Genomic DNA, 22,719 nt, shown 5'->3' with positions numbered 1-22,719 from the left:
ACGGCGTGGTAGTTGATTGAGAACTGAACCTGCTTCAATAGGAAAGCACGAGGTAGCGCGATCGCGACCCTGAGTTGCAGCAAGTTTGGTGTTTACGGGTAAGGAATAGTGAAGTCATGGATGTGATTCCAGCCATTGATCTACTAGAAGGTCGCTGTGTTCGGCTGTACCAGGGCGACTACGCTCAATCACAAGTATTTGATGAGAATCCAGTTGCAGTGGCGCGGCAGTGGGTCGAGCAAGGCGCACCTCGATTGCACTTGGTTGACTTAGATGGAGCCAAGGCTGGGCATCCGGTAAATTTGGCAGTGATCGAGGCCATTGTGCAAGCGGTAGATGTGCCCATTCAAGTGGGGGGTGGTTTGCGCGATCGCCAGAGTGTAGCCAATCTCCTAGCAACAGGTGTGCAACGCGCCATTTTAGGCACTGTGGCAGTGGAGCAACCAGATTTAGTGGCGCAGCTCTGCCAAGAATTTCCGGGTCAAATCGTGGTTGGGATTGATGCCCGCAACGGGAAGGTAGCAACTCGTGGTTGGCTCGAAACTTCGGAAGTCTTAGCCACAGAGTTGGCACAGCGTATGGCCCAACTGGGCGCGGCGGCAATTATCTACACCGATATTCACCGTGACGGTACCCTGCAAGGGCCAAATATGGACGCGCTACGGGAATTAGCCAGTGCGATCGCCATTCCTGTGATTGCATCAGGTGGCGTCAGTTCGGTAAGCGATCTATTGAGCTTACTGGCGCTAGAACCCTCCGGAGTTACAGGGGCGATCGTCGGTCGAGCCATTTATACCGGAGATGTGGATTTGAAAGAAGCCCTGCGAGCCGTGGGTCAAGGACGCTGGCAGGATGTCCCTCCTGATTTTGGCACCTCAGCTTTTGCCTAAGGGTTCCGCCTAACGGGATTTCTGAAAGAAAACGGTTTGTCCCTGGTGCAGTTCGGTAGCAAAGCGATCGCAAGCCTTGGGACTATTCAGGTAGCGAGCTTCAAAAGGCTTGGCCTATCGAACTCGAAATTCAACCACATCCCGTCGAATAGTGACATCAAAGTTGCCAAAGAAATCGTGCCCGAGTAGCCCCGTGCCTAGATCAGGCCCTGCGATCGCGACTGATACATTTCTAGCCACCGCCCCGTCCACCTCAATGGAATCCACAAAGCCCACAGGAATTTCTACCCCTTTCTGGCTGGCTGTGTCTACCAAAGCTTTAGTCACAGGTTTGACACCCATTGCGATCGCCATTTGCTGAGTAATCAAGGTGCCGCTTGCGCCTGTATCCACAATCATCTCGAACGTCTGATTGCCGTTAAAGGTGACATCAATGACGGGAGTTCCGCCTTCTCGGCGTTTGATCGGAGCTTCAAAGACCCGTTCTTGCCTAGGAGCAGGTGGGGCAGGCCGAGTCGCGACATTAGAGCGAGCCGCTTCTACAGGTTGCGGAATCGGGGGAGGGGCTAGGGCAATGATGCGCTCAGGCTGTGGCTGGTTACTACCGTCTGGTTTGCTAGCTTGTTGTTTAGCGTAGGCAAGTTGCTGCTGATATTCGCTGATTTTTTCTTTGACCAGCAGTTGGTAAGGGCTGGAGTTTGGCACCTGCTTGAGCAGGGCGATCGCGTCTTGCCACTGGCTCACGACCAACTTCCAGTCATCTTGAGATTGCGCGGAAGCTCCAATGCTAGCGGCACTAGCAGCGCGATCGAGAGCAAACTCAAAGGGGTCTGTTTGTGGAGTGGGCGGAGGGGTAGGCTCTGCAATGACTACTGGGGAGGGGTCCGTGGGTAAGGAGGCGATCGCTCCAGAAGTTGAGGCAGGGGTAGAATCTGACTGGCTCTGAGTGGAGGATTTGATCGATGAACCGCTACAAGCTGCACTAACCAGCGTTAAGACAGCCGATGCAATCAGCAAAATTGCTCTCGACGAAAAAGGCTTTGGCATAGGAAGCGAACAACTGCCGTGGATGGTTTAAAGTCTACAAGCTAGATATTTTCAGTTTTCACTCTTCCACTTTAAACTCAGTGCCTCTAACTCTGATTCCGTACTAAGCGATCGCTCGCTCAAAAAACGACGTGCCCAGGCAAGCGATCGGTATCAAACCTGAATCAGCTACATTGAACTCAAATGTTGCAGAAATTAATTTGTATTAACCACATATTTTGTATGGATCACAACATCGAAGTGGGACTAAGCCAGTGAAGCGTGCAAGTTTAATCATGAATCCGGTTTCCGGTACTGATGAGCCTAATCCCATGAAGTTGCCCGATCTCCTAGCGGCCTTAGAAGCAGAGGATATTCGGGCTGACCTTGCCTTCACCAAACCAGATGAATCTCCAGCGCTGCTAGCCCAACGAGCGGTGGAAGAAGCCTATGACATGGTGATTGTAGGGGGTGGGGATGGCACAGTCAGCGAAGTTGCCAAAGGGTTAATTCACGCTCCGATTCCCCTGGGCATAGTCCCCATCGGCACCTACAACAACATTGCCCGGAGTCTCAGCATACCCACAGATATGGCCCAAGCTTGTCAAGTCATCGCCCAAGGGCAAATTAAAACAATTGATGTTGGGCAAGCCAATAACGACAATGAGCACTATTTTTTTGAGGCAGCTGGGGTAGGACTAGATGCCGCGTTGTTTCCTTTGGGGGAAGAGGTCAAGGGTGGGCAATGGGGACGCATGCTGCAAGCTGCTCGCTTAGCAATTGGTTATCAACCTCAACGGCTAAGAATTGAGTTAGATCGTCCCTTGGCAAAAGCAATGGTTCGCACCGCCCTCCCTAAACGATTTTTGCGCCGTCAGATCGCAACTCGCAGTGAATTTCAGCTCCAAGCCTTACTGGTTGTAATTGCCAACGGCCCCTATTATGGAACTGGATTTACGGTTGCCCCTGATGCAGTCATGGATGATGGTCTGCTGACCGTCAGCGTTTACCGAAAATTCAGTAAATGGGAACTCGTGCGCCATTTTTGGTCTATTAGTCGGGGGCAGTACTACTACAGCCCCAAGATTGAAACTTACCAAGTGGCAAAGGTGCGTTTCACTTCAATCGCCAAGCTACCTGTTCATATTGATGGGCATCAGATTGGGGAATTGCCCGTGACGTTCCAAGTGGTGAAACAAGCATTGAAAGTGATCGTCCCTGCGGAACCAAGCGTTGAATAATTGGCAACGACTACGCCAACCGTATTCGGCAGTTTTCGATACGACACTTACAATTGAGCATGAGATAATAGCGTCCTGCAAGTATCACTTCTCAAGTATCAGTTTTCAAGGTTCTCCTATCTAGACTTCTATGGCTCTTTCTGCCCCTCAACCTGCTCTTTTAGTTCTTGCGGATGGTTCAGTTTACCGGGGATGGTCTTTTGGTGCGCCTGGAACCACCATTGGCGAAGTTGTATTCAACACGGGAATGACAGGTTATCAAGAGGTTTTGACCGATCCCAGCTATTGCGGTCAAATTGTTACCTTCACTTATCCTGAGTTGGGAAATACTGGCGTAAACCCTGAAGATGATGAATCTGCACGGCCTCAGGTACGAGGGGCGATCGCTCGCAATATTTGCCCACGTCCTAGCAATTGGCGATCGACCCAATCCCTGCCGGACTACCTTAAGGAGCACAACATTCCAGGCATTTATGGCATTGATACCCGCGCTCTGACTCGCAAGCTCCGTTCCGTTGGGGCCATGAATGGAGCCATCTCAACCGAGATTCTGGACCCCACTGAGCTATTGGAGCAAGTACAAAACGCACCTAGCATGGCTGGACTCAACTTGGTGCGCGAAGTCACTACCTCCGCTATTTACGAATGGTCTGACCCCACGGCTTCAGTGTGGGAGTTTAGCCCCGGCGCTCAGAATGACGAGAGTAGCTCGACTCTATTGACCGTAGTTGCACTCGACTTCGGCATTAAGCGCAACATTTTGCGTCGTCTAGCGAGTTATGGTTGCCGTGTGGTTGTGGTTCCGGCGGATACTCCTCCAGACGAAATCATGAAATACAATCCAGACGGGATTTTCCTCTCGAATGGACCGGGCGATCCAGCGGCAGTGACCGAAGGAATTGCCACAACCAAGGCACTCTTAACGAGTCAAAAACCTATTTTTGGCATTTGCATGGGTCACCAAATCTTGGGGTTGTCGTTAGGGGCAGAAACTTTCAAGCTCAAGTTTGGCCATCGCGGGTTGAATCAGCCTGCGGGGTTAAAGCAGCGAATCGAGATCACCAGTCAAAATCATGGCTTTGCGATCGATCCCGCCTCCCTGCCAGATGCTGATGTGGAAATTACTCACCTAAACCTCAACGATCGCACAGTTGCAGGTCTACGTCACAAATCCTTACCGCTGTTCTCAGTGCAGTACCATCCCGAAGCCAGCCCTGGCCCTCATGACGCAGACTACCTGTTTGAGCAGTTTGTTCAGTCCATGCAAGCTGCTAAGGCTAATGGCGATCGCTCTACAGCCGTAGCAACTCCTTAGAGAGCTTAAAGTCACAAAATTGAGGTTACAAGCATGGGGCTAAGAATTATACTGGCATGAGTTGTCCTTAAAACTGGCTAAAGTGTATACTGGAGCCTCAAATTGTGGACATTTTTTGTGTAGGAGGGATTTATTCCTGAGCCACTCACCCTGACTGTTAGCCTTAGAGGCACACGCGAAGTCAGAGATAATTGCCAACTTTTCCGTTTGACGGGCTTATTAGATGCCTTTTCTGAGCCTACCTTTCGTAAGGTGCTCACGAAGTGCGTTGAGGAAGGCCCAAAGCATATCATTTTGGATCTTTCCCAGATTGATTTTGTCGATAGTTCTGGACTGGGCGCTTTGGTGCAGATAGCCAAAAAGGCACAATCCACCGAAGGTACCTTGCAGATTGTCACCAATCCTAGGGTGACCCAAACTGTGAAGCTAGTTCGTCTAGAACAGTTTTTGGCTCTGCAACCTTCAGTTGATGTCGCCTTAGAGAACGTCAAGTCAGCTTGACTCATGCAGAAAGTTATGCCACCAAGCTATCCAGACTTAACTGGATAGCTTGTCATTCTGAGAACTTGTCATTCTGAAAAATTGACAGTGCTACAGCGGATCAACAGACTCACTGATGAGACTTATGATGGGAGATAACGCTTCCGTAGAATCTAACTGACAAGGTAGAAGCTGTCTGTGAAAGCAGAAAAAGATTGCTTAGAAATTTTGGATGCTCAGGCAGCTCAAGACATGGCTAGCCCAGTTAACCTTCTGCCCGTTATTGCACTGTCAGCCGCACAAATGAAAAGCATTTCTCCTGGGGCGTTGGCCTATTTAGGAGATGCAGTTTACGAACTGTATATTCGCGCTCTGTATCTTGTCCCTCCGCAGCGCTTACAAAGCTATCATCATCGAGTCGTGGCACAGGTCAGAGCAGAAAGCCAGGCTCAACATCTGCGATCGCTAGAGGCTTTGCTGACCAGCGAAGAGTTAGAAATCCTGCGGCGAGGACGTAACGCTGCTTCTGGACGACCTAAGCGAGTTGATCCAGGAATTTATCAGCAAGCAACCAGTTTAGAAGCGTTAATGGGCTATTTGTATCTCACTAATCCTCAACGCTTGGCTTACTTGCTGGCTCAATTGAAACTAGACCCAACGCTAGAGGAGTAGCTCCCCAGCGGTCAAGATAATGAGCCCAGACCTAGGGGAACTTTAAAGTAAAGCTCCGGAATATAAATTTTCAAATTATTGAGAGAATAATATGGCTGCTAAGAAGAATTACTCTAAAGACCGAGGTAGAGCCGAGGAGGGCAAAGGTTCCCAGTCTCAAGGCCCCTCAAGAGACAAGCCAGGAGAGAGGAGCCGCCGACCGACCCCTAAGGATGCCTCCCGCAGCCAGAGTCCCCGTTTGCGTGCAAAACCAGCTAGCGATCGCCCTGTCGGGAAAGACTCCGATCGCAGAGGCCCGGATAAATCAGAACCCAGAGCAAGACCCTCCGTAGGTGGAGACTTTAAACCGCCTCGGCAACGTTCAGATCAGCCTAACCGCAACTTTGAAAGCCGCGATCGCGGTGAAAGACCCCAACGGAGTGAGAGACCCGATCGTAATTTTGCAAGTGGTGAGCGGAAGGAAAGACCCGATCGCAACTTTGGAGATCGCAATCGAGGCACAGAGGGTCGCGATCGGAATTTTGCAAGCGGTGAGCGGAAGGAAAGGCCCGATCGGAATGAGAGCCGCGATCGCAATGAGAGCCGTGGTGGACGTAGCTTTGAGAGCCGCGATCGCAGCGAAGGACGTGAGCGCAACTTTGAGAGCCGCGATCGCAGCTTTGAAGGGCGTGAGCGCAACTTTGGAGGACGCGATCGCAGCTTTGAAGGGCGCGAGCGGGGCACTAGCGAGACCTCGACCAGACCTGATACTGAGTCGGAAGAGAACGACTTGATCTATGGTCGGCACCCAGTGTTGGCAGCACTTGAAAACCAACGCCCACTCAATCGGATTTGGATTACTCCCCGATTGCGCTACGACCCCCGTTTTCATACAGTCCTACTGCAAGCCAAAGCCAATGGCACCGTTATTGATGAAGTAGAGCCACAACGCCTCAGCTACCTAGTTCCGGGGGCAAATCATCAAGGTGTAGTTGCCCAGGTAGCACCTTATGAGTATGTAGAATTAGGAGATTTGATCGACCGAGCCAAAGCTGCAACGACTCAACCATTGTTGGTTGTAGCCGATGGCATTACAGACCCGCACAATTTGGGAGCCATTATTCGGACGGCAGAAGCCTTAGGAGCCCAAGGCTTAGTGATCCCGCAACGCCGAGCTTCGGGAATCACATCAACGGTGAAGAAAGTAGCAGCAGGCGCTTTAGAAACATTTCCAGTTTCTAGGGTAGTGAATCTTGCCCGTGCTCTAGAAGAACTTAAAACTGCGGAATTCTGGATTTATGGCACTGCTGCTGAAGCTAGCCAACCTATCCCAGCCGTGAAGTTTTCTGGCCCGATCGTGTTGGTCATCGGTTCAGAAGGGGAAGGTTTAAGTTTGGCGGTGCAGCGGTGTTGTGATGTTTTAGTCTCAATTCCCCTAGCTGGAAAGACTCCCAGCCTCAATGCTTCTGTGGCCGCAGGCATGGTGCTCTATGAAATTTACCGACAGCGGCATGGAAATTCCTTCGATTTCGCGAATTTGCCTAGTAAAGAAGGAATTGAAAAAAGAAATGCCACAGAGTATAACAAAGTGTGAATAATAACGATGGTAGAAGCCCGCGTAGCACTCCGTAAAACGTTGGTAATCGGCAAAGAAAAAGAATCATGAAAGAAGTTTTGATCAGTCTTCTCGAGACTCTTGGGCTCGCTTTTTGGGTTGAGATAGTAACCGACAGACCTCGGTGTACTTACTATTTTGGGCCATTCCTCAGCTCTCAAGAGGCTCAAGCTGCCAAATCTGGTTACGTTGAAGATTTGGAGCAAGAAGGTGCTCAAGGAATTCGAGTTACGGTAAAGCGCTGCAAGCCCCCTGCCGACCTGACAATCTCGGATGACTTGGAGGTAAAACTCCCTCTGGGAAAGTCTCGGATTCTTAGCGGTCAATTTTAGTAGTGTGAGTCGTCACGCTCAAGATTGTCTTTAAACCTGTGGCTACCCTTGAGGTTAGCTAAGAAGAAAACCTAAGTTGTCACCACTTCTGGATGGAGAGCCAACCACCGATCAATATCTTTCAGGACTTGATCGGGGATTTCCCACGGAAAGAGGTGAGCCGTATTCGGGTAGCAATGCCATTGGCTGTGCTGGAGGTGCTGAGCCGTTTCCCAACTCGATTGGGCTGTAATGTGGCGGTCTTCGGCACCCGCTAGCACTAAGCTGGGGCAAGTAATTTGCGAGAGATCTGCCAAGCGGTTATAGTCTTTTCTCAAAGCGGTTGTCAGAGCTTGGGTAGCTTCTCGTGAAGTTTTTAGGTAAGCCACGAGAGCTTCATCCGCTAGATATTGGTAAGCGATCGCGGTGTGCTGCTGAATTAGGTAGCGGTAGAGCGATCGCTTGCCAAACGCCTCAATATTCCACTGCCAACCAGGGGAAAGGCGATTGACGATTGAGGCCAGCCCTGTATAAAAGTTATCCTGCCAAGTAATCGGTGGGTGGTTGCCACGTGGCCGAGCCGCAGTTGCGACCAAGACTAAGCCACTGACTCGTTCGGGAAATTTTAGGGCCAGTTCCATCGCCAAAATTCCGCCCAGCGACCAGCCTAAAACTAAGCAACGCGAAATTTGATAGCGATCGAGCACTGCTTCTAGATCCAGCAGATGATCTTCCATCTCAAAGGCTTGCTGGGCAGGGCTGTTGCCATAACCGCGTAAATCAGGCGCGATCGTCTGGAAACGCTGCGATAAATGATTGGTAAAGACCGATAAACTACTGCCCGATCCCGGATGTCCATGCAGACAAAGAATCGGAAACCCTTCCCCCTGTCTCTGAACATGTAGACGTACAGCTTGAGTAGCGCGATCGCAACTTGAATTTTGGGATTGCATCTTAAACCCTTAACTTCTCAACTTTCATAGTGACTGACCAGAACTTTATTCGGTTAAACAGATAAGGTGTATTTGCAGAAACGTATACTAAAGTTTTGGACTTTGAGTCAGGAAGAGGTCGCTGCATGGCATCCATCCGCGAGTTGCATCAACAGCTTGTCAGCAAAGAGCGCTCGGCTGTGGAAATTACTCAAGACGCTCTAGAGCGCATTCAAGCCCTGGAGCCGAAATTGCATAGCTTTCTGTGCGTCACGGCAGACCGGGCGCTAGAGCAAGCAAGGCAAGTCGATGCCAAAATTGCGGCAGGGGAGGAAATCGGCCTGTTAGCAGGTATCCCTGTAGGAATTAAGGACAATCTTTGTACCCAAGGCATTCCCACAACCTGCGGTTCTCGCATTTTAGAAAACTTTGTGCCCCCCTACGAGTCAACGGTGACCCAGAAGCTAGCTGCCGCTGGAGCCGTAATGGTGGGTAAAACCAATCTTGATGAGTTTGCGATGGGTAGCTCCACCGAGAATTCTGCTTATCAAGTCACCGCAAATCCTTGGGATCTAGAACGGGTACCTGGTGGCTCGTCTGGTGGCTCGGCGGCAGCAGTGGCGGCTAAAGAGTGCGTAGTCGCTTTGGGATCAGATACAGGAGGATCAATTCGGCAACCCGCGTCCTTCTGCGGTGTAGTGGGCCTGAAGCCAACTTATGGCTTAGTTTCGCGCTATGGTTTGGTGGCCTATGCCTCTTCTCTCGATCAAATTGGGCCATTTGGTCGAACGGTAGAAGATGCGGCAGTTTTGTTGCAGGCGATCGCGGGCTACGATGCCAAAGACTCAACCAGCCTTAACGTAGAAATCCCAGACTACTCAAAATTCCTCAAGCCTGATCTCAAACCCAGAGGTCGGCGCAAAATTGGGGTGATTCAAGAAACCTTTGGTGAAGGGCTTGATCCGGTCGTAGAAGCAGCAGTCACCAAAGCGATTCAACAGCTTCAAGATTTGGGTGCGGAAATTCAAGTAATTTCTTGTCCTAGTTTCCGCTACGGTTTGCCCACTTACTACGTCATTGCGCCCTCCGAAGCGTCCGCTAACTTGGCTCGCTACGATGGCGTGAAGTATGGATTCCGCTCGGAAGATCCCGACAACATTCTGGCAATGTATACCCAAACCCGCGCTCAAGGATTTGGGGCTGAGGTGAAACGCCGAATTATGATTGGCACCTACGCTTTGTCTGCCGGATACTACGACGCTTATTACCTGAAGGCGCAAAAAGTTCGAACTTTGATTAAGCAAGACTTTGAGCGAGCCTTTGAACAAGTGGATCTGTTGGTCTGTCCCACTGCCCCTTCAACGGCATTCAAGGCGGGCGAGAAAACGGCTGATCCCTTAAGCATGTATCTGTCGGACTTGATGACCATTCCGGTGAACTTAGCTGGCTTACCAGGCTTAAGCGTTCCCTGCGGCTTTGATGAGAACGGTATGCCGATTGGCTTGCAAATGATTAGTAATGTGCTCCGGGAAGATATCTTGTTCCAGGTTGCCTACGCTTATGAGCAATCCACGCCTTGGCATGAGCAAACGCCCCAGCTTGGTTAATGCGATCGCAGTTAAACTGACTCCCCAAACCCCTCTCTCCTATGAGGCAGGGGACTTTAGATCTAGCTCCCCCTCCCTAGTAGGGAAGGGGCAGGGGGTTAAGTTCCAAGCTTCCTGAACTCTGTTTTCTCTCTAAAGATTTATTAGAGAACCGCGAGAGTCTAGTTATTATGCCTTCAGTCTTCCTGCAGGGATGACAGAACCTCTAGACTCTTAGGAAGGATGTAATGAACCTACGCTCATTTTGGCAGCTCTCCTCCCTCACGTTCGCTTTGGTGGGTGCGAGTCATTTGCTGGCTCCTACTGCCCAAGCTCATCACGACCCTGTCCACTCTGCCCAGGAAACAGTCACTCAAACTGTATCTTCTGCTCAGGAAACAGTTACCCAGACTGTATCCAGCCCTGACACAACGCTACCTCTGGCTTTAGGCAGTACCCTATTGTTGGGAACCGCCGCCGCAGGATCTTATTTTGTGTTCAAGCGGCGCTCCATTTAGCTAGAGTGGCGCAGTGAATCGTGCTAGCTGGTAACTTCAGCCAGGGTTACGGCTAGCGCTAGGATTGCTTCCGACCTGAAAAACTATGCCTACTCTCGTCCTGCTGTTCAAACTATTGTTGAAGCTACTATTGGTCTTGGGAGGAGGGTTGGCGATCGCCTACTTAGCGGCCTGCATCTTCCTGCTATTTCGGCAAAGTCGTTTTATCTTCTTTCCTGCTCCCGTCAGTGACATCACACCTGCCTCTGTAAAACTCACGTATCAGGATGTCTGGATACCGATCGCGACTCCTAAGGGCAAAGTCGAGCAGTTGCATGGCTGGTGGATGCCAGCGGCAGGTCTAGAGCAGGGCGTAATTTTTTACTTGCATGGCAATGGTGCGAATGTAGGAGCTACGGTTTCTCAATCTCAACGCTTTCATCAATTAGGGCTATCTGTTTTTGTCTTTGACTACCGAGGGTATGGCCGTAGTCAAGGCAGTTTTCCCAGCGAAGCGCAGGTTTATGAGGATACGCAGGCTGCGTGGAACTACTTAACTCAAGAACGACAAATTCCACCTAAACAGATTTTTCTCTATGGGCATTCCTTAGGGGGGGCGATCGCGATCGACTTAGCGGTGAAGCAGCCTGAAGTGGCTGGGCTGATCGTGGAGAGCACTTTTACCTCAATGAGACGGATGGTAGATGTCCGAGGTGGATTTGGTCTATTTCCAACTGATTTGTTACTGCTGCAGAAGTTTAATTCTTTAGAGAAAGTGCGATCGCTGCAAATGCCCGTGTTGTTTATCCACGGCACTTTGGACTTGACAGTCCCCGCAGAAATGAGCCGCACTTTATTCCAAGCAGCCCCAGAACCCAAACAACTTTTATGGGTAGAGGACGCAGGACACAATGATGTCGCCGCCATTGGTGAGGGCCGCTATCTGCAAGCGATTCAACAATTTACTGAGCAGGTACGAACCAGGCAGGAACAGGTTACGGTTTCTCAGTAGTCTCCTTTTCTAGTATCAAACTGGGAAAAATATAAGAGAAGCGATCGCCTTATTTGGGTCTGACTGAGGGTTGTTCCAGTATTTGCGGAGAACCACATCCCGTCAATCTGTAGCGGTCAAGGTATCATGCTGAGCAGCATTAGCCTTGATTTCTCCCAGTTAAAAGCCAAAAAAGGTTCGGATAAAGTCGGATAAGCCGTAAATTTGCGGATAAGGTTATTGAGGGGTACGTCAAAGCTGAGGACGCGAGTTAGCGTGCCATAACCGTTTATCTACGCAAATACAGTTTGAGTTGCAGGTTAATGACGGCTGAGGAAGCATTAGCGATTGTTGGGCAGATTTTAGAGCAAGGCTACTTAAATAAGGTGCAGGAGACTGTCTTTAAGCGAGCTTGGCAAGGATGGTCGTATGCAGAGATTGCTAAAGAATCTGGTTATGACCAAGGCTACATCAAAGACACAGGCGCTAAGTTGTGGCAGCTCCTCTCGGATGCTTTAGGCGAGAGAGTCACAAAATTCAACGTCCAAGCAGTGGTGAAGCGATCGCAGGTCAATCGTCAAGAACTTGCAGCCAACGACCCAAAAGATACCAGCACCTCGGTTCATGTTCCTAGCCCCTCCCTGCCGGCTCAAGATTGGGGAGAAGCGATCGATGTGTCGATTTTTTATGGCCGCTCCGGTGAACTCGGCACTTTGAAACAGTGGGTCCAGCAAGACCGTTGCCGTCTCATCACCCTTTTAGGGATGGGAGGAATGGGTAAAACGGCTTTGTCTGTGAAGCTGGGGGAGCAGTTACAGGGCGAATTTGATTATCTAATTTGGCGATCGCTGCGGGATGCCCCTCCACTGACAGAGTTACTCACGACCTTAATTAAGTTTTTGTCTGCTCAGCAAGACACCAAGCTACCAGAGAGCCTGGGTGGTCAACTCTCTCGCCTGCTAGAGCTGTTGCGTGCTTCGCGTTGTCTGCTCATTCTGGATAACTTCGAGGCGGTTCTCCAAGGAGGCAAGCGGACAGGAGCTTACCGCAGCGGTTATGAAAGCTATGGCGAATTGTTGAAGCGGGTCGGCGAGATCTCCCACCAAAGTTGTTTGGTGATTACGAGCCGCGAGAAACCCCAAGAAATAGGAGCGCTAGAAGGAGATTTGTTGCTAGTCCGAACGCTAGCAGTGTCTGGCTTGGAAGCGATCGCAGGTCAAGAAATTCTGCTAGCGAAAGGATTAGCAGGTTCAAACACCGAGCAAAATCATTTGATTGAACATTATCGGGGCAATCCCTTGGCGCTCAAGATTGCTGCCACTTCCATCCAAGATTTATTTGCTGGTGACATTGCGACGTTTCTCGACCAGGGTACAGGAGCCTTCAATGGCATTGCTACCTTACTGAGCCAACAATTTCAGCGTTTGTCAGACATAGAAATCCAGGTAATGTACTGGCTGGCTATCAACCGGGAACCTGTCTCACCCGCTGAAATTTCAGCTGATATGGTGCCGGAAATCTCGAAGCTCAGATTACTGGAGACGTTGGAGTCGTTGAAATGGCGCTGTCTAATTGACACAGCCAGACCCAATGTTGGCGAGAATGGCCCAGTGGGGTTTACGCAACAGCCAGTGGTGATGGAGTATGTCACCGAAAAACTGATTGAGCAAGTCTGTGAGGAGATCGTTACAGTCTCTCCTCGGTTGCTGCTAAGCCACGTGTTGATGAAAGCCCAAGCCAAAGAGTACATCCGCGAAAGCCAGATGCGGGTGATCTTAAAGGCTGTGATGGAGCGATCGCTAACCGCCTTAGGATCGCCACAACAGCTCGAACAAAAACTCAATCAGCTTTTGACTAACCTACAACATCAGTCACCTGGTTTTGTCGGATACGGCGGGGGTAACCTCCTCAACTTGTTTCGCCAGTTAGAAACAAACTTGGCGGGTTATGATTTTTCCAAATTAAAGATCCGCCAAGCCTATCTGCAAGATGTCAATTTACATCAGGTGAATTTTGCCCAAGCAGAGTTCATCGATTGTGCTTTCGCTGCGACCTTTGGCGGCATTACTTCTGTGAACTTGGACTCACAGGGTCAACTCCTAGCGACTAGCGATACCAATGGCGACATTCACATCTGGAGAGCGGTAGATGGTAAACAACTTACCGCTTGCAAGGGTCATAACAGTTGGGTTTGGGCCGTTGCTTTTAACCAGGACAGCCGAGTTTTAGCCAGTTGTGGGCAAGATCATACAGTGCGGCTGTGGGATGTAGAGACAGGGCAATGCCTCAAAACCTTGCACGGACATCACAGCATTGTCACAGCGATCGCCTTTGCTGCCAATTCAGAATATGCAGAGGGGGGAGCAGCTCAAATCCTGATTAGTAGTAGCGCCGATCAAACCATTCGGATTTGGGATATTCAGAGCGGAGATTGTCTGCGAGTTTTAGAAGGACATGCGGCCTGTGTGTGGGCGGTGAGTGTGGATGCCAGCGGCCAAACGCTAGCTAGTGCAGGCGAAGATCAAACTATCAAGCTGTGGGCGATCGCGACAGGAGAATGTTTCCAAAGCTTTCCAGCCCATAGTCATTGGGTCAAAGCTGTAGCACTCAGCCCAGATGGGCAAACTGTAGTCAGCGGCAGTTTTGACAATACCGTGAAGCTGTGGAATGCCAGTACGGGAGAATGTCTAAGAACTCTCCAGGGACATATCGGCACTGTAGCGGCTGTAGCGTTTAGCCCCAACGGCGAAATGGTTGCTAGTGGTAGCTATGACCAAACCGTCAAGCTGTGGAGCGTACCCACAGGAGAATGCCTGACCACCTTACAAAAACATACCAATCGGGTTTGGTCTGTCGCTTTTCACCCAGAGGGACATCTACTCGCGAGTGGGGGAGATGACCATACTGCGAGAATTTGGGATATCTCTACAGGTCAATGTGCCAAAACCATTCAGGGTCACAGTAATTCGATCTATGCGATCGCTCTGAGTCCAGATCAGCAATGGCTAGCTAGCGGCCATGAAGACCAAACCCTGAGGCTGTGGAATCTCAACGCCGCAGAATTTGGAGAACCTCCAGCCTTGGCTGTTTCTGCCAGCAGTTTAGCCAACCCACCCACAAAAATCTTTCGGGGACATACCAATCGGATCTTTGGGGTCGCCTTCACACCGGATGGAAAAACCCTGGTTACAGGCAGCTTAGACCGCACGCTCAAACTATGGAATGTGCAAACTGGAGAATGCCTGAAAACCCTGCAAGGTCATACCAGTTGGGTCTGGGCAACTGCCTTAAGCCCAGATGGGAAATTAGTCGCTAGTGGTAGCTACGACCACTTGGTAAAGCTGTGGGATCTCAGCAGTGGAGAATGTCTCAAGACATTGGTAGGTCATTCCAGCTCGGTGCTGTCTGTCGCTTTTAGCCCCGATGCTCGCTGGCTGGCAAGTGGTGGCTACGAGCAAATGATTCAACTGTGGGATGTTGCCACAGGTCAATGCCTCAGAAGCCTCCAAGCCCATGCCAACCGAGTTTGGTCTGTGGCTTTTAGCTCGGATGGACAACTGCTAGCAACGGGGGGAGATGACTTTACCATCAAGCTATGGAATGTTGCTACCGGAGAATGTGAGAAAACTTTGTCAGGTCATACCAGTCCGGTTCTGGCAATTCTCTTTCATCCGGGTAGCAACTCTCTGATTACGGGCAGCGCTGACAGAACCATTAAGATCTGGAGTTTAAGCAGCGATGAGTGCCTAAACACTTTGTCAGGTCACCAAAACTGGGTATGGTCATTGGTGTTTGATGCCAAGCGCCAAGTGCTATGGAGCGGTAGCCAAGATGAAACTATAAAATGTTGGCAACTCGAAACAGGGATATGTGCTCATACGCTGCAACCACCTCGACCTTACGAAGGAATGAATATTACAGAGGTGATGGGTTTAACGGAGGCTCAAAAAACTACACTCATGGCATTGGGTGCAGTGACGCAGCCATTGAGCCAGTAGGAACCCGCCTTATGTGGTCAAAGACTTCGTTAAACCGCGAGGGCGATCGACATCTAGGCCACGATACACCGTGATGTAATAGGCCAAGAGTTGCAAGGGAATTACCGTCAAGATTGGCGACATTAACTCATCTACGTCGGGCATCGGCAGCAAGCAGTCAAACAAAGCGGCGGCGGGGTTTTCAGGAGTGGTTATGCCAATTAACTTAGATCCACGAGATTTCACCTTTTGTAGATTTGCCAAGGTTTGGTCATACACTTGCCCTGGCATGGCGATCGCCACTACAGCTACGTTTTCATCCAAAATCGCGATCGGCCCATGTAGAAATTCTCCTGCCGCATAACCTTCGGCATGGATGTAGCTGGTTTCTTTTAGCTTTAAGGCTCCTTCCAGGGCAATCGGGTAGTTAATGCCTCGGCCCAAAAAGATAAAATTTTGAGTATCCACTAAATCTTTGGCCAATTGGGCGATCGCATCGGCGGATTCTAGAATCTGGGCAATCTTTCCAGGCAATCGTTCTAGCTCTCTCAGGAGTTGGTGAATGCGATCGCTGGATAGGGTTTGCCGTCGAGCGGCCAAATCTAGCGCCAAGGCATAAAACACCATTAACTGAGCCACAAAACTCTTGGTTGCGGCCACTCCCACTTCCCGCCCGGAAGGTGCCTGTAGGATATAGTCCACCCGTTGGTGTAAGGTGCTGGCGGGTTGATTCGTCAAACCTAGCAAGTGAGGACGGTAGGCTGGAGCAAGCTGCGATCGCTGAAACCGTCGTTGTTGCTCAAATTCCAGGGCTTTAAGCGTATCTGCCGTTTCACCCGATTGCGTCACCGCGATCGTCAGGGTCTTGGCAGTGAGGGGAAACGGAGTCTCTCGAAACTCCGAAGCATAACGAACTCTACTAGGAATACCTGCCAACTGTTCCAACCAATATTGCCCAACCAAACTGGCATGGAGACTGGTGCCGCAAGCAAGGAGGTGGATCTCCGCTAAATTGTCATAAAGGGAGGCTGACAATCCCAACTGCATCGGAGATGTGGAAGCGTAACCTGAAGTGTGATTTTGGGGCCAGTCCAAATCGAGATACTGCGTTAGGCAAGCCTGAACGACATCAGGTTGCTCGTAGATCTCTTGCAGCATAAAATGCCGAAATTCTGGGCGATCGTCAAGCATGGAGGATAGCGGGTGAAGCGGAATAGCAATACCATATCAATCGCAACCCAAACCAGCCTGAAAAACATGGGGCAGAAGACCGAATTCCTCTCTGAAAACTTTTCTGCCCCTTAGCAGATGAGATGGACAGAGAATTCAGCTTATTGATAAACCGTAACGGTAGGTAAGTTGATTTGAACCGTGGGAGCCACAGGTGCCTGGGTACGGCTATTGGTTGGCTCGCCAACCGTTGGCACGACGACAAAACCACCTTTACTAGGAGCGTTGTTAGAGCTGTTAAGAGGCGGCAGACTGGGTACAGGTGTGACCTTAATGCCACCATTCGGGAGAGGACGGCTAGAGTTAGTCACAGGGGGAATGCTGGGCGTAGGTGTGACAGTCGGCAGTTTGACGCTAGAGGTGCTAGGTCTCGTTTGAATTTCTGGTAGTGGAACCAAAATTGGAACGGATGCGGGAGAAGTGGATACTTGAGGTGTCACCCGACCAGGTTGACGAGTTGGCTGCCCTATGGGCCGACTGATAGGCTGACCTATGGGCTGACCTGCGGGCTGAACCGTAGATTGAGGAGGGACTGGCACGGGGATGATGATTGCAGTTGTTGGGGTTTTAGGAATCACGCCAGCGGGTTGAGTGGGGCGAACGGTTCCAATAGGCTGAGTGGGGCGAACGGTTCCAATAGGCTGAGTGGGGCGAACGGTCGGCAGGGGAGCAGGTGCAGTGGCAGGGCGAGTCGAGCCAGTTGGGGGGAAGGTCACAGGTTTGGTAGAGCCAACCGCAGGAATCGTAGTAGGCGAAGTTGAACCCGTGGCAATGTTGTTGGGTAGTAGTGTCTCTGGAGCCAAATCATTGGTGAGGTAAACATGACCAAGCGGGCGATCGTTGTAAACCCGCTTGCTCAACCGCCAACCTGGATCGAGAAAAATCTTAGCAAAGCCTGAGTCTAAGCCACGGGTTCTACCAATCTCTAACATCGGTAAGTTTTGGCCCCGGTTGGGTTGCCCGATCAGAACCAACTCATTGTTGCGTTTGACCACTCGCACACTATACTTCAACCCTAAGTCTTGCCCTGCCATCCGCAGAGAGTAGCCGTTACTGTCGGTGCTGCGCCCACAAATCCCTGAGAAGTCAAAGCCAAGGAGCAGTGGTTCTACGGGAGTAGGGCTGTTTGCGGCTGTGCTACCTTCTTGCCAACAGGCACGCTTATTGGAGACCTGTTCCAAAATGAGGAGCTGGTGAGCTTGTTGACCATAGGGAGCCGCTACAGCAATAAATTTGCCTTGGTCTACCTCTTGTTGACTAAACGTGGCAGCCGCGATCGCCGGATCGACAGAACTGAGCGCACTCAACGCTAGCGTAGCTGAAACAGCCAATTGAAGCCGCAGGGAATTCAACATAGTTTGTGTGAGAAGCTTGTGTGTGAGGTACTAGTAGTGATTGCACCAGGCTCAATAAAGTTGCTGGCTGTATATTAATTTTTTAACTGCCTAAGGGGGTTGCCGTCCGGTTATTTTAAGCCTAAGTTTTCACTTAGAGTGCCCCAAATCAATATAGATATACAGCGATCACAAACGGTTTATGACCAAGGGGTGTGGGGGGGTGCGTCCCCACGCAGGGATTCACCCCCCCACCCGTTCAAAAATCAAAAAGGATTGCTATACAGACCAAGCGATCGCCCAAAGTTAACTCACATCCCTGGGATGACGCAAGTAAAATAGTACTACTGCACTATTAAAAAACTGAGTTAAACAGCATCGCTAACTTGAATGATCCCTTGTAACTCAATCCCTACTAGATATTGAGATTTATAGGGCTAATTTAGTGGTACGAACACTAGATATGCGGTAATCTAATCTCCATCCCTCTGTGGTTGAGACGCCCATGTCTTTCGTTGGCCTACATATTCATAGTGACTACAGCTTGCTCGACGGAGCCAGTCAGTTGCCCGCCCTCATCGATCGCGCCTTGGAACTCGGTATGCCCGCGATCGCATTGACGGATCATGGAGTCATGTATGGGGCGATCGAACTGATTAAAGTGTGTCGTGGCAAAGATATCAAGCCGATCATTGGCAACGAAATGTACGTGATCAACGGTGACATTGAGAAGCAAGAGCGCCGTCCTCGCTATCACCAAGTCGTGCTGGCCAAAAACACTCAGGGCTATAAAAATCTCGTAAAACTTACTACGATCTCTCACCTCAAAGGCGTACAAGGGAAGGGTATTTTTTCGCGCCCTTGCATTAGCAAAGACTTACTAGAGCAATATCACGAGGGATTGATTGTTACGAGTGCTTGCTTAGGGGGAGAAGTGCCGCAAGCCATTATGCAAGGCAAACCCGAAGTCGCACGTCGAGTAGCCCAGTGGTATAAAGATCTGTTTGGCGAGGATTACTATCTCGAAATTCAAGATCATGGTTCTACTGAAGATCGCATCGTCAATGTTGAAATTATTAAAATTGCTCGTGAGTTAGACATCAGAATTGTTGCTACCAACGATTCTCATTTTATTTCTTGCTTTGATGTCGAAGCCCATGATGCACTGCTATGTATTCAAACTGGCAAGCTCATTGCTGAAGATAAACGGCTGCGCTATAGCGGGACTGAGTATCTAAAATCAGCCGATGAAATGCGGCAACTCTTTCAAGATCATTTACCGGATGAAGTGATTGAAGAGGCGATCGCGACCACTCTAGAAGTGGCTGAGAAAGTAGAACCTTACGACATTTTAGGAAAAGATCCCCTACCAAATTACCCAGTTCCTGAAGGCCACACTCCTGATACTTATTTAGAGCACGTAACCTGGGAAGGTTTATTGCAGCGATTAGGCTGTGAGTCTCAGCAAGAGATACCTTCTACCTATCGCGAACGGTTAGAGTATGAGCTAGAAATGCTCCAGCAAATGGGATTCCCTAATTACTTCCTAGTGGTTTGGGACTACATTAAGTACGCCAGGGATAGTGGGATTCCAGTAGGGCCAGGGCGTGGTTCCGCAGCAGGTTCTTTAGTCGCTTACGCCCTAAAAATTACCAATATTGATCCGGTACATCACGGCTTACTATTTGAGCGATTTTTGAATCCAGAACGGAAGTCAATGCCTGATATTGATACCGATTTCTGCATTGAAAAGCGTGATCAAATGCTGGAATATGTCACCCGCAAATATGGTGAAGACCGGGTGGCCCAAATTATTACTTTTAACCGCATGACCTCAAAAGCGGTGCTCAAGGATGTAGCTAGGGTGTTAGATATCCCCTACGGTGAATCCGATCGCATGGCGAAACTCATTCCGGTGGCAAGGGGTAAGCCTGCCAAACTTAAGGTCATGATTTCGGATGGCACCCCCGCCCCAGAATTCAAAGAAAAATACGATGGCAACCAAACAATTCCCAACACTTCCGTCACCTATCGCCGCTGGATTGACATGGCAATCCGAATTGAGGGCACGAACAAAACCTTTGGCGTGCATGCCGCCGGAGTAGTGATCTCGGCTCAACCTCTCGATGAAATTGTGCCATTACAACGCAACAATGATGGCTCTGTAATTACTCAATATTTCATGGAAGATATTGAGAATATTGGCCTCCTAAAAATGGACTTCCTGGGTCTTAGAAACCTGACGATGATCCAGAAAACGGTTGACTTAATTGAGCAAACCCACGGCCAAAAAGTCGATCCAGACCAACTTCCGATGGATGACTCCAAAGCTTTTTCCTTATTAGCTAAAGGGGAACTAGAAGGTATTTTCCAGTTAGAGTCTTCTGGCATGCGTCAGGTAGTACGTGATCTAAAACCTTCTAACTTAGAAGATATTTCATCAATTCTGGCGCTCTACCGTCCAGGCCCTTTAGATGCAGGTTTAATTCCTAAGTTTATTAACCGTAAGCATGGCCGAGAACAAATTGATTATGCTCATGAAATTTTAGAGCCAATCCTCAAAGAAACTTACGGCATCATGGTCTATCAAGAGCAGATCATGAAGATCGCTCAAGATATGGGTGGCTACTCTTTGGGGCAAGCCGATTTGCTACGTCGGGCGATGGGTAAAAAGAAGATGTCTGAGATGCAAAAGCATCAGGCAATCTTTGTAAATGGCTCAACGAAGAATGGCGTAAAGTCCAAAATTGCCGAAGAACTCTTCAATCAAATGGTACTTTTCGCAGAGTACTGTTTTAATAAATCCCATTCCACAGCTTATGGATATGTCACTTATCAAACCGCTTATTTAAAGGCTAATTATCCAGTCGAATACATGGCAGCTTTATTAACCGCTAATAGTGGCGATCAGGATAAAGTTCAAAAATATCTTAGTACTTGCTTGAGTATGGGGATTGAAGTAGAGCCACCGGATATCAACCGATCGCTCGTAGATTTCACCCCGCTCAAAACCAGTATTTTATTTGGTCTGTCAGCGGTGCGTAACGTAGGTCAGGGTGCGATCGAGTGTCTTTTGGCGGCTCGTGACGAAGGAGGCCCATTTAAATCACTGGCGGATCTATGCGATCGCGTGGATTCTCGCTCTGTAAACCGACGAGCCTTAGAAGCCTTAATTCAGTGCGGGGCAATGGACGCTTTTGACCCCAACTCCAACCGTAACCAGCTGATTCAAGACCTAGGGCTCGTGATTGATTGGGCCCAAGCCCGCGCCAAAGATCGGGCGATCGGTCAAGGGAACTTGTTCGATTTGTTTGGAGGAGCCACGGCTGAAAGCAACGATACAATAGCTACAACTAATTTTGAATCTGCTCCCAAAGCACCTCCCGTAGAAGATTTTCCGAAGCAGGAAAAGCTACGGCTAGAGAAAGAATTGCTCGGTTTCTACATCTCCGACCATCCGCTAAAGTCGCTACAACAATCAGCCAAGATCCTGGCCCCGATCAATATTTGTGACTTGGGTGAACAGCGCGATGATGTAACTATTAGCGCCATCGTCATGCTGACCAATGTCAAGCCCGTAGTCACCAAGAAAGGCGATCGCATGGCCATTGTGCAAATTGAGGACTTGACGGGGCAAGCAGAGGCCGTGGTGTTTCCCAAATCTTTTGCGCGAATCGAAGCTTATATTATTCCTGATGCTCGCTTAATGATCTGGGGCAAAGTAGATCGCCGCGACGACCGCAACCAATTCATCATTGATGATGCGGAGCTTGTAGAAGAAGTACGGATGCTGATGGTAGAGCTTGACCCCCAACGAGCTAGTGACATTGAAGCGCAGCATCGCCTCAGAACAGTATTACTAGAAAACCGAGGCGACGAGGAAAAAGCCAAAATTCTAGTAGTCGCGATCGTTTCTGCTTCTAACCGACGCCAATTTGTGCGCTTAGGGGCACAGTTCCGCGTGCAAGATTATCAGGCTGCTGTGGATGGTTTAGCGAGAGCTGGCTTTCAAGCCAGAGCCTCAGCTTTAGTTAATGCTTAAATTAGCGTTGATGTCGGTCAAAAATAAGGGAGTCATACTAAGCTCAGAAGTATTACTATCTAAAAAATTCTCTTGGAAGACCAGCCTCCCAACTCCCCCAATTCCGATATAGCGATCGGTCTCAACAAATTGGTTGAGGCTGTGGTTAAATCTGCGATCGCGGCCCACAAAAGTCAAAACTTAGAAGATGCCTTGGCAATTCGAGATGAACTCCAGCGCTTGCCTAGGGATTGGACGACCGAAGTCATCAACGGAGTCATGCTGGAATTAGTCCAGATTGACCCCATCCTCTGTCGCTGGTTCATTCTGGATGTATTTCTATATGACGCCGATCCAGAAGGTAAGGCAGATGTGGCTGAGCGCATCAACTTAATGCTGGCTGACCTCAAAACCAAAGGCTCTTGATCCACTCCCCGCTCTGAAGAGACGGGGATTCGGGACTCAAGCAGAGATTGCAGGCTGAGCCTGACTGACATCTCCTAATCCCCAGGTTGAAATCCCAACCTGTTTGATATTCACTGCGGCGTTGCCATCGCGGTCATTCACCGACTGGCATGAAGGGCAACGCCATTGTCGGGTCGATAGCTCCAGCGATTCCAAA

Annotated in this window: 18 protein-coding genes; 13 read left to right on the top strand and 5 right to left on the bottom strand. The window is 49.8% G+C overall.

Features of this window, described 5'->3' with window-relative positions; all coding sequences use genetic code 11:
• The first annotated feature begins 116 nt into the window (after positions 1 to 116).
• On the top strand, positions 117 to 890 hold the full coding sequence (hisA, locus tag KME12_16005) for a 1-(5-phosphoribosyl)-5-[(5-phosphoribosylamino)methylideneamino]imidazole-4-carboxamide isomerase (protein MBW4489293.1): 774 nt from the start codon (positions 117 to 119) through the stop codon (positions 888 to 890).
• A gap of 114 nt (positions 891 to 1,004) precedes the next feature.
• On the opposite strand, the gene KME12_16000 is transcribed toward hisA, so the two are convergent.
• Entirely contained in the window at positions 1,005 to 1,937 is a 933-nt protein-coding gene (locus KME12_16000; GenBank protein MBW4489292.1) for a retroviral-like aspartic protease family protein, read from the bottom strand.
• Between the two features lie 275 nt (positions 1,938 to 2,212).
• Between KME12_16000 and KME12_15995 the strand changes: the two genes are divergently transcribed.
• The 6 genes from KME12_15995 (at position 2,213) to KME12_15970 (ending at position 7,550) form a co-directional block, all read left to right on the top strand.
• The gene (locus KME12_15995; protein ID MBW4489291.1) at positions 2,213 to 3,157 is read left to right on the top strand and encodes a diacylglycerol kinase family lipid kinase; all 945 of its coding nucleotides are present in this window, start codon (positions 2,213 to 2,215) and stop codon (positions 3,155 to 3,157) included.
• 130 nt (positions 3,158 to 3,287) lie between these two features.
• Positions 3,288 to 4,472, top strand: a complete 1,185-nt coding sequence (carA, locus tag KME12_15990) for a glutamine-hydrolyzing carbamoyl-phosphate synthase small subunit (GenBank protein MBW4489290.1) — start codon at positions 3,288 to 3,290, stop codon at positions 4,470 to 4,472.
• A 150-nt stretch (positions 4,473 to 4,622) separates the two neighbouring features.
• Complete coding sequence (locus KME12_15985) at positions 4,623 to 4,973, top strand: STAS domain-containing protein (protein MBW4489289.1); 351 nt, start codon at positions 4,623 to 4,625, stop codon at positions 4,971 to 4,973.
• A gap of 231 nt (positions 4,974 to 5,204) precedes the next feature.
• A complete protein-coding gene (locus KME12_15980) occupies positions 5,205 to 5,624 on the top strand; it encodes a ribonuclease III (protein MBW4489288.1) in 420 nt (139 codons plus the stop codon).
• Positions 5,625 to 5,715: 91 nt separating this feature from the next.
• A complete protein-coding gene (rlmB, locus tag KME12_15975; GenBank protein ID MBW4489287.1) occupies positions 5,716 to 7,197 on the top strand; it encodes a 23S rRNA (guanosine(2251)-2'-O)-methyltransferase RlmB in 1,482 nt (493 codons plus the stop codon).
• A gap of 68 nt (positions 7,198 to 7,265) precedes the next feature.
• Entirely contained in the window at positions 7,266 to 7,550 is a 285-nt protein-coding gene (locus KME12_15970) for a DUF1816 domain-containing protein (GenBank protein ID MBW4489286.1), read from the top strand.
• Between the two features lie 71 nt (positions 7,551 to 7,621).
• Here KME12_15970 and KME12_15965 read toward each other — a convergent pair whose 3' ends face one another.
• Positions 7,622 to 8,482: an alpha/beta hydrolase gene (locus tag KME12_15965; GenBank protein ID MBW4489285.1), complete on the bottom strand. Its 861-nt coding sequence runs from the start codon at positions 8,480 to 8,482 to the stop codon at positions 7,622 to 7,624.
• 125 nt (positions 8,483 to 8,607) lie between these two features.
• Here KME12_15965 and gatA point away from each other — a divergent pair, with 125 nt between their 5' ends.
• From gatA to KME12_15945, 4 genes are all read left to right on the top strand, one after another.
• Complete coding sequence (gene gatA, locus KME12_15960) at positions 8,608 to 10,068, top strand: Asp-tRNA(Asn)/Glu-tRNA(Gln) amidotransferase subunit GatA (GenBank protein ID MBW4489284.1); 1,461 nt, start codon at positions 8,608 to 8,610, stop codon at positions 10,066 to 10,068.
• Between the two features lie 227 nt (positions 10,069 to 10,295).
• Positions 10,296 to 10,565 (top strand): hypothetical protein, encoded by a 270-nt coding sequence (locus tag KME12_15955; GenBank protein MBW4489283.1) that lies wholly within the window; start codon positions 10,296 to 10,298, stop codon positions 10,563 to 10,565.
• Positions 10,566 to 10,650: 85 nt separating this feature from the next.
• Positions 10,651 to 11,556: an alpha/beta hydrolase gene (locus KME12_15950; protein ID MBW4489282.1), complete on the top strand. Its 906-nt coding sequence runs from the start codon at positions 10,651 to 10,653 to the stop codon at positions 11,554 to 11,556.
• 302 nt (positions 11,557 to 11,858) lie between these two features.
• Complete coding sequence (locus KME12_15945; protein MBW4489281.1) at positions 11,859 to 15,533, top strand: hypothetical protein; 3,675 nt, start codon at positions 11,859 to 11,861, stop codon at positions 15,531 to 15,533.
• 9 nt (positions 15,534 to 15,542) lie between these two features.
• Here KME12_15945 and KME12_15940 read toward each other — a convergent pair whose 3' ends face one another.
• Both KME12_15940 and KME12_15935 read right to left on the bottom strand, forming a co-directional pair.
• On the bottom strand, positions 15,543 to 16,703 hold the full coding sequence (locus KME12_15940; GenBank protein ID MBW4489280.1) for an isomerizing glutamine--fructose-6-phosphate transaminase: 1,161 nt from the start codon (positions 16,701 to 16,703) through the stop codon (positions 15,543 to 15,545).
• A gap of 140 nt (positions 16,704 to 16,843) precedes the next feature.
• Positions 16,844 to 18,097: a DUF3747 domain-containing protein gene (locus KME12_15935; protein MBW4489279.1), complete on the bottom strand. Its 1,254-nt coding sequence runs from the start codon at positions 18,095 to 18,097 to the stop codon at positions 16,844 to 16,846.
• A gap of 484 nt (positions 18,098 to 18,581) precedes the next feature.
• Here KME12_15935 and KME12_15930 point away from each other — a divergent pair, with 484 nt between their 5' ends.
• Both KME12_15930 and KME12_15925 read left to right on the top strand, forming a co-directional pair.
• A complete protein-coding gene (locus KME12_15930; GenBank protein ID MBW4489278.1) occupies positions 18,582 to 22,118 on the top strand; it encodes a DNA polymerase III subunit alpha in 3,537 nt (1,178 codons plus the stop codon).
• A 72-nt stretch (positions 22,119 to 22,190) separates the two neighbouring features.
• Entirely contained in the window at positions 22,191 to 22,523 is a 333-nt protein-coding gene (locus KME12_15925) for a hypothetical protein (GenBank protein ID MBW4489277.1), read from the top strand.
• Positions 22,524 to 22,559: 36 nt separating this feature from the next.
• Here the strand turns inward: KME12_15925 and KME12_15920 are convergent, their stop codons facing one another.
• Positions 22,560 to 22,718 (bottom strand): transposase, encoded by a 159-nt coding sequence (locus tag KME12_15920; protein ID MBW4489276.1) that lies wholly within the window; start codon positions 22,716 to 22,718, stop codon positions 22,560 to 22,562.
• Position 22,719: the final 1 nt, after the last annotated feature.

The sequence above is a fragment of the Trichocoleus desertorum ATA4-8-CV12 genome (assembly GCA_019358975.1).
Taxonomy (GTDB): Bacteria; Cyanobacteriota; Cyanobacteriia; order FACHB-46; family FACHB-46; genus Trichocoleus; species Trichocoleus desertorum_A.
Note: the sequence above shows the minus strand (reverse complement) of the source record. Positions and strands in the feature narration are given on the sequence as shown.

Coding starts and splice junctions, on each gene's coding strand:
- KME12_15970 (MBW4489286.1), top strand. CDS start 7,266: ATGAAAGAAGTTTTGATCAGTCTTCTCGAGACTCTTGGGCTCGCTTTT.
- KME12_15995 (MBW4489291.1), top strand. CDS start 2,213: ATGAATCCGGTTTCCGGTACTGATGAGCCTAATCCCATGAAGTTGCCC.
- KME12_16000 (MBW4489292.1), bottom strand. CDS start 1,937: ATGCCAAAGCCTTTTTCGTCGAGAGCAATTTTGCTGATTGCATCGGCT.
- carA (MBW4489290.1), top strand. CDS start 3,288: ATGGCTCTTTCTGCCCCTCAACCTGCTCTTTTAGTTCTTGCGGATGGT.
- KME12_15950 (MBW4489282.1), top strand. CDS start 10,651: ATGCCTACTCTCGTCCTGCTGTTCAAACTATTGTTGAAGCTACTATTG.
- rlmB (MBW4489287.1), top strand. CDS start 5,716: ATGGCTGCTAAGAAGAATTACTCTAAAGACCGAGGTAGAGCCGAGGAG.
- KME12_15935 (MBW4489279.1), bottom strand. CDS start 18,097: ATGTTGAATTCCCTGCGGCTTCAATTGGCTGTTTCAGCTACGCTAGCG.
- hisA (MBW4489293.1), top strand. CDS start 117: ATGGATGTGATTCCAGCCATTGATCTACTAGAAGGTCGCTGTGTTCGG.
- KME12_15965 (MBW4489285.1), bottom strand. CDS start 8,482: ATGCAATCCCAAAATTCAAGTTGCGATCGCGCTACTCAAGCTGTACGT.
- KME12_15980 (MBW4489288.1), top strand. CDS start 5,205: ATGGCTAGCCCAGTTAACCTTCTGCCCGTTATTGCACTGTCAGCCGCA.
- KME12_15940 (MBW4489280.1), bottom strand. CDS start 16,703: ATGCTTGACGATCGCCCAGAATTTCGGCATTTTATGCTGCAAGAGATC.
- KME12_15955 (MBW4489283.1), top strand. CDS start 10,296: ATGAACCTACGCTCATTTTGGCAGCTCTCCTCCCTCACGTTCGCTTTG.
- KME12_15945 (MBW4489281.1), top strand. CDS start 11,859: ATGACGGCTGAGGAAGCATTAGCGATTGTTGGGCAGATTTTAGAGCAA.
- KME12_15930 (MBW4489278.1), top strand. CDS start 18,582: ATGTCTTTCGTTGGCCTACATATTCATAGTGACTACAGCTTGCTCGAC.
- gatA (MBW4489284.1), top strand. CDS start 8,608: ATGGCATCCATCCGCGAGTTGCATCAACAGCTTGTCAGCAAAGAGCGC.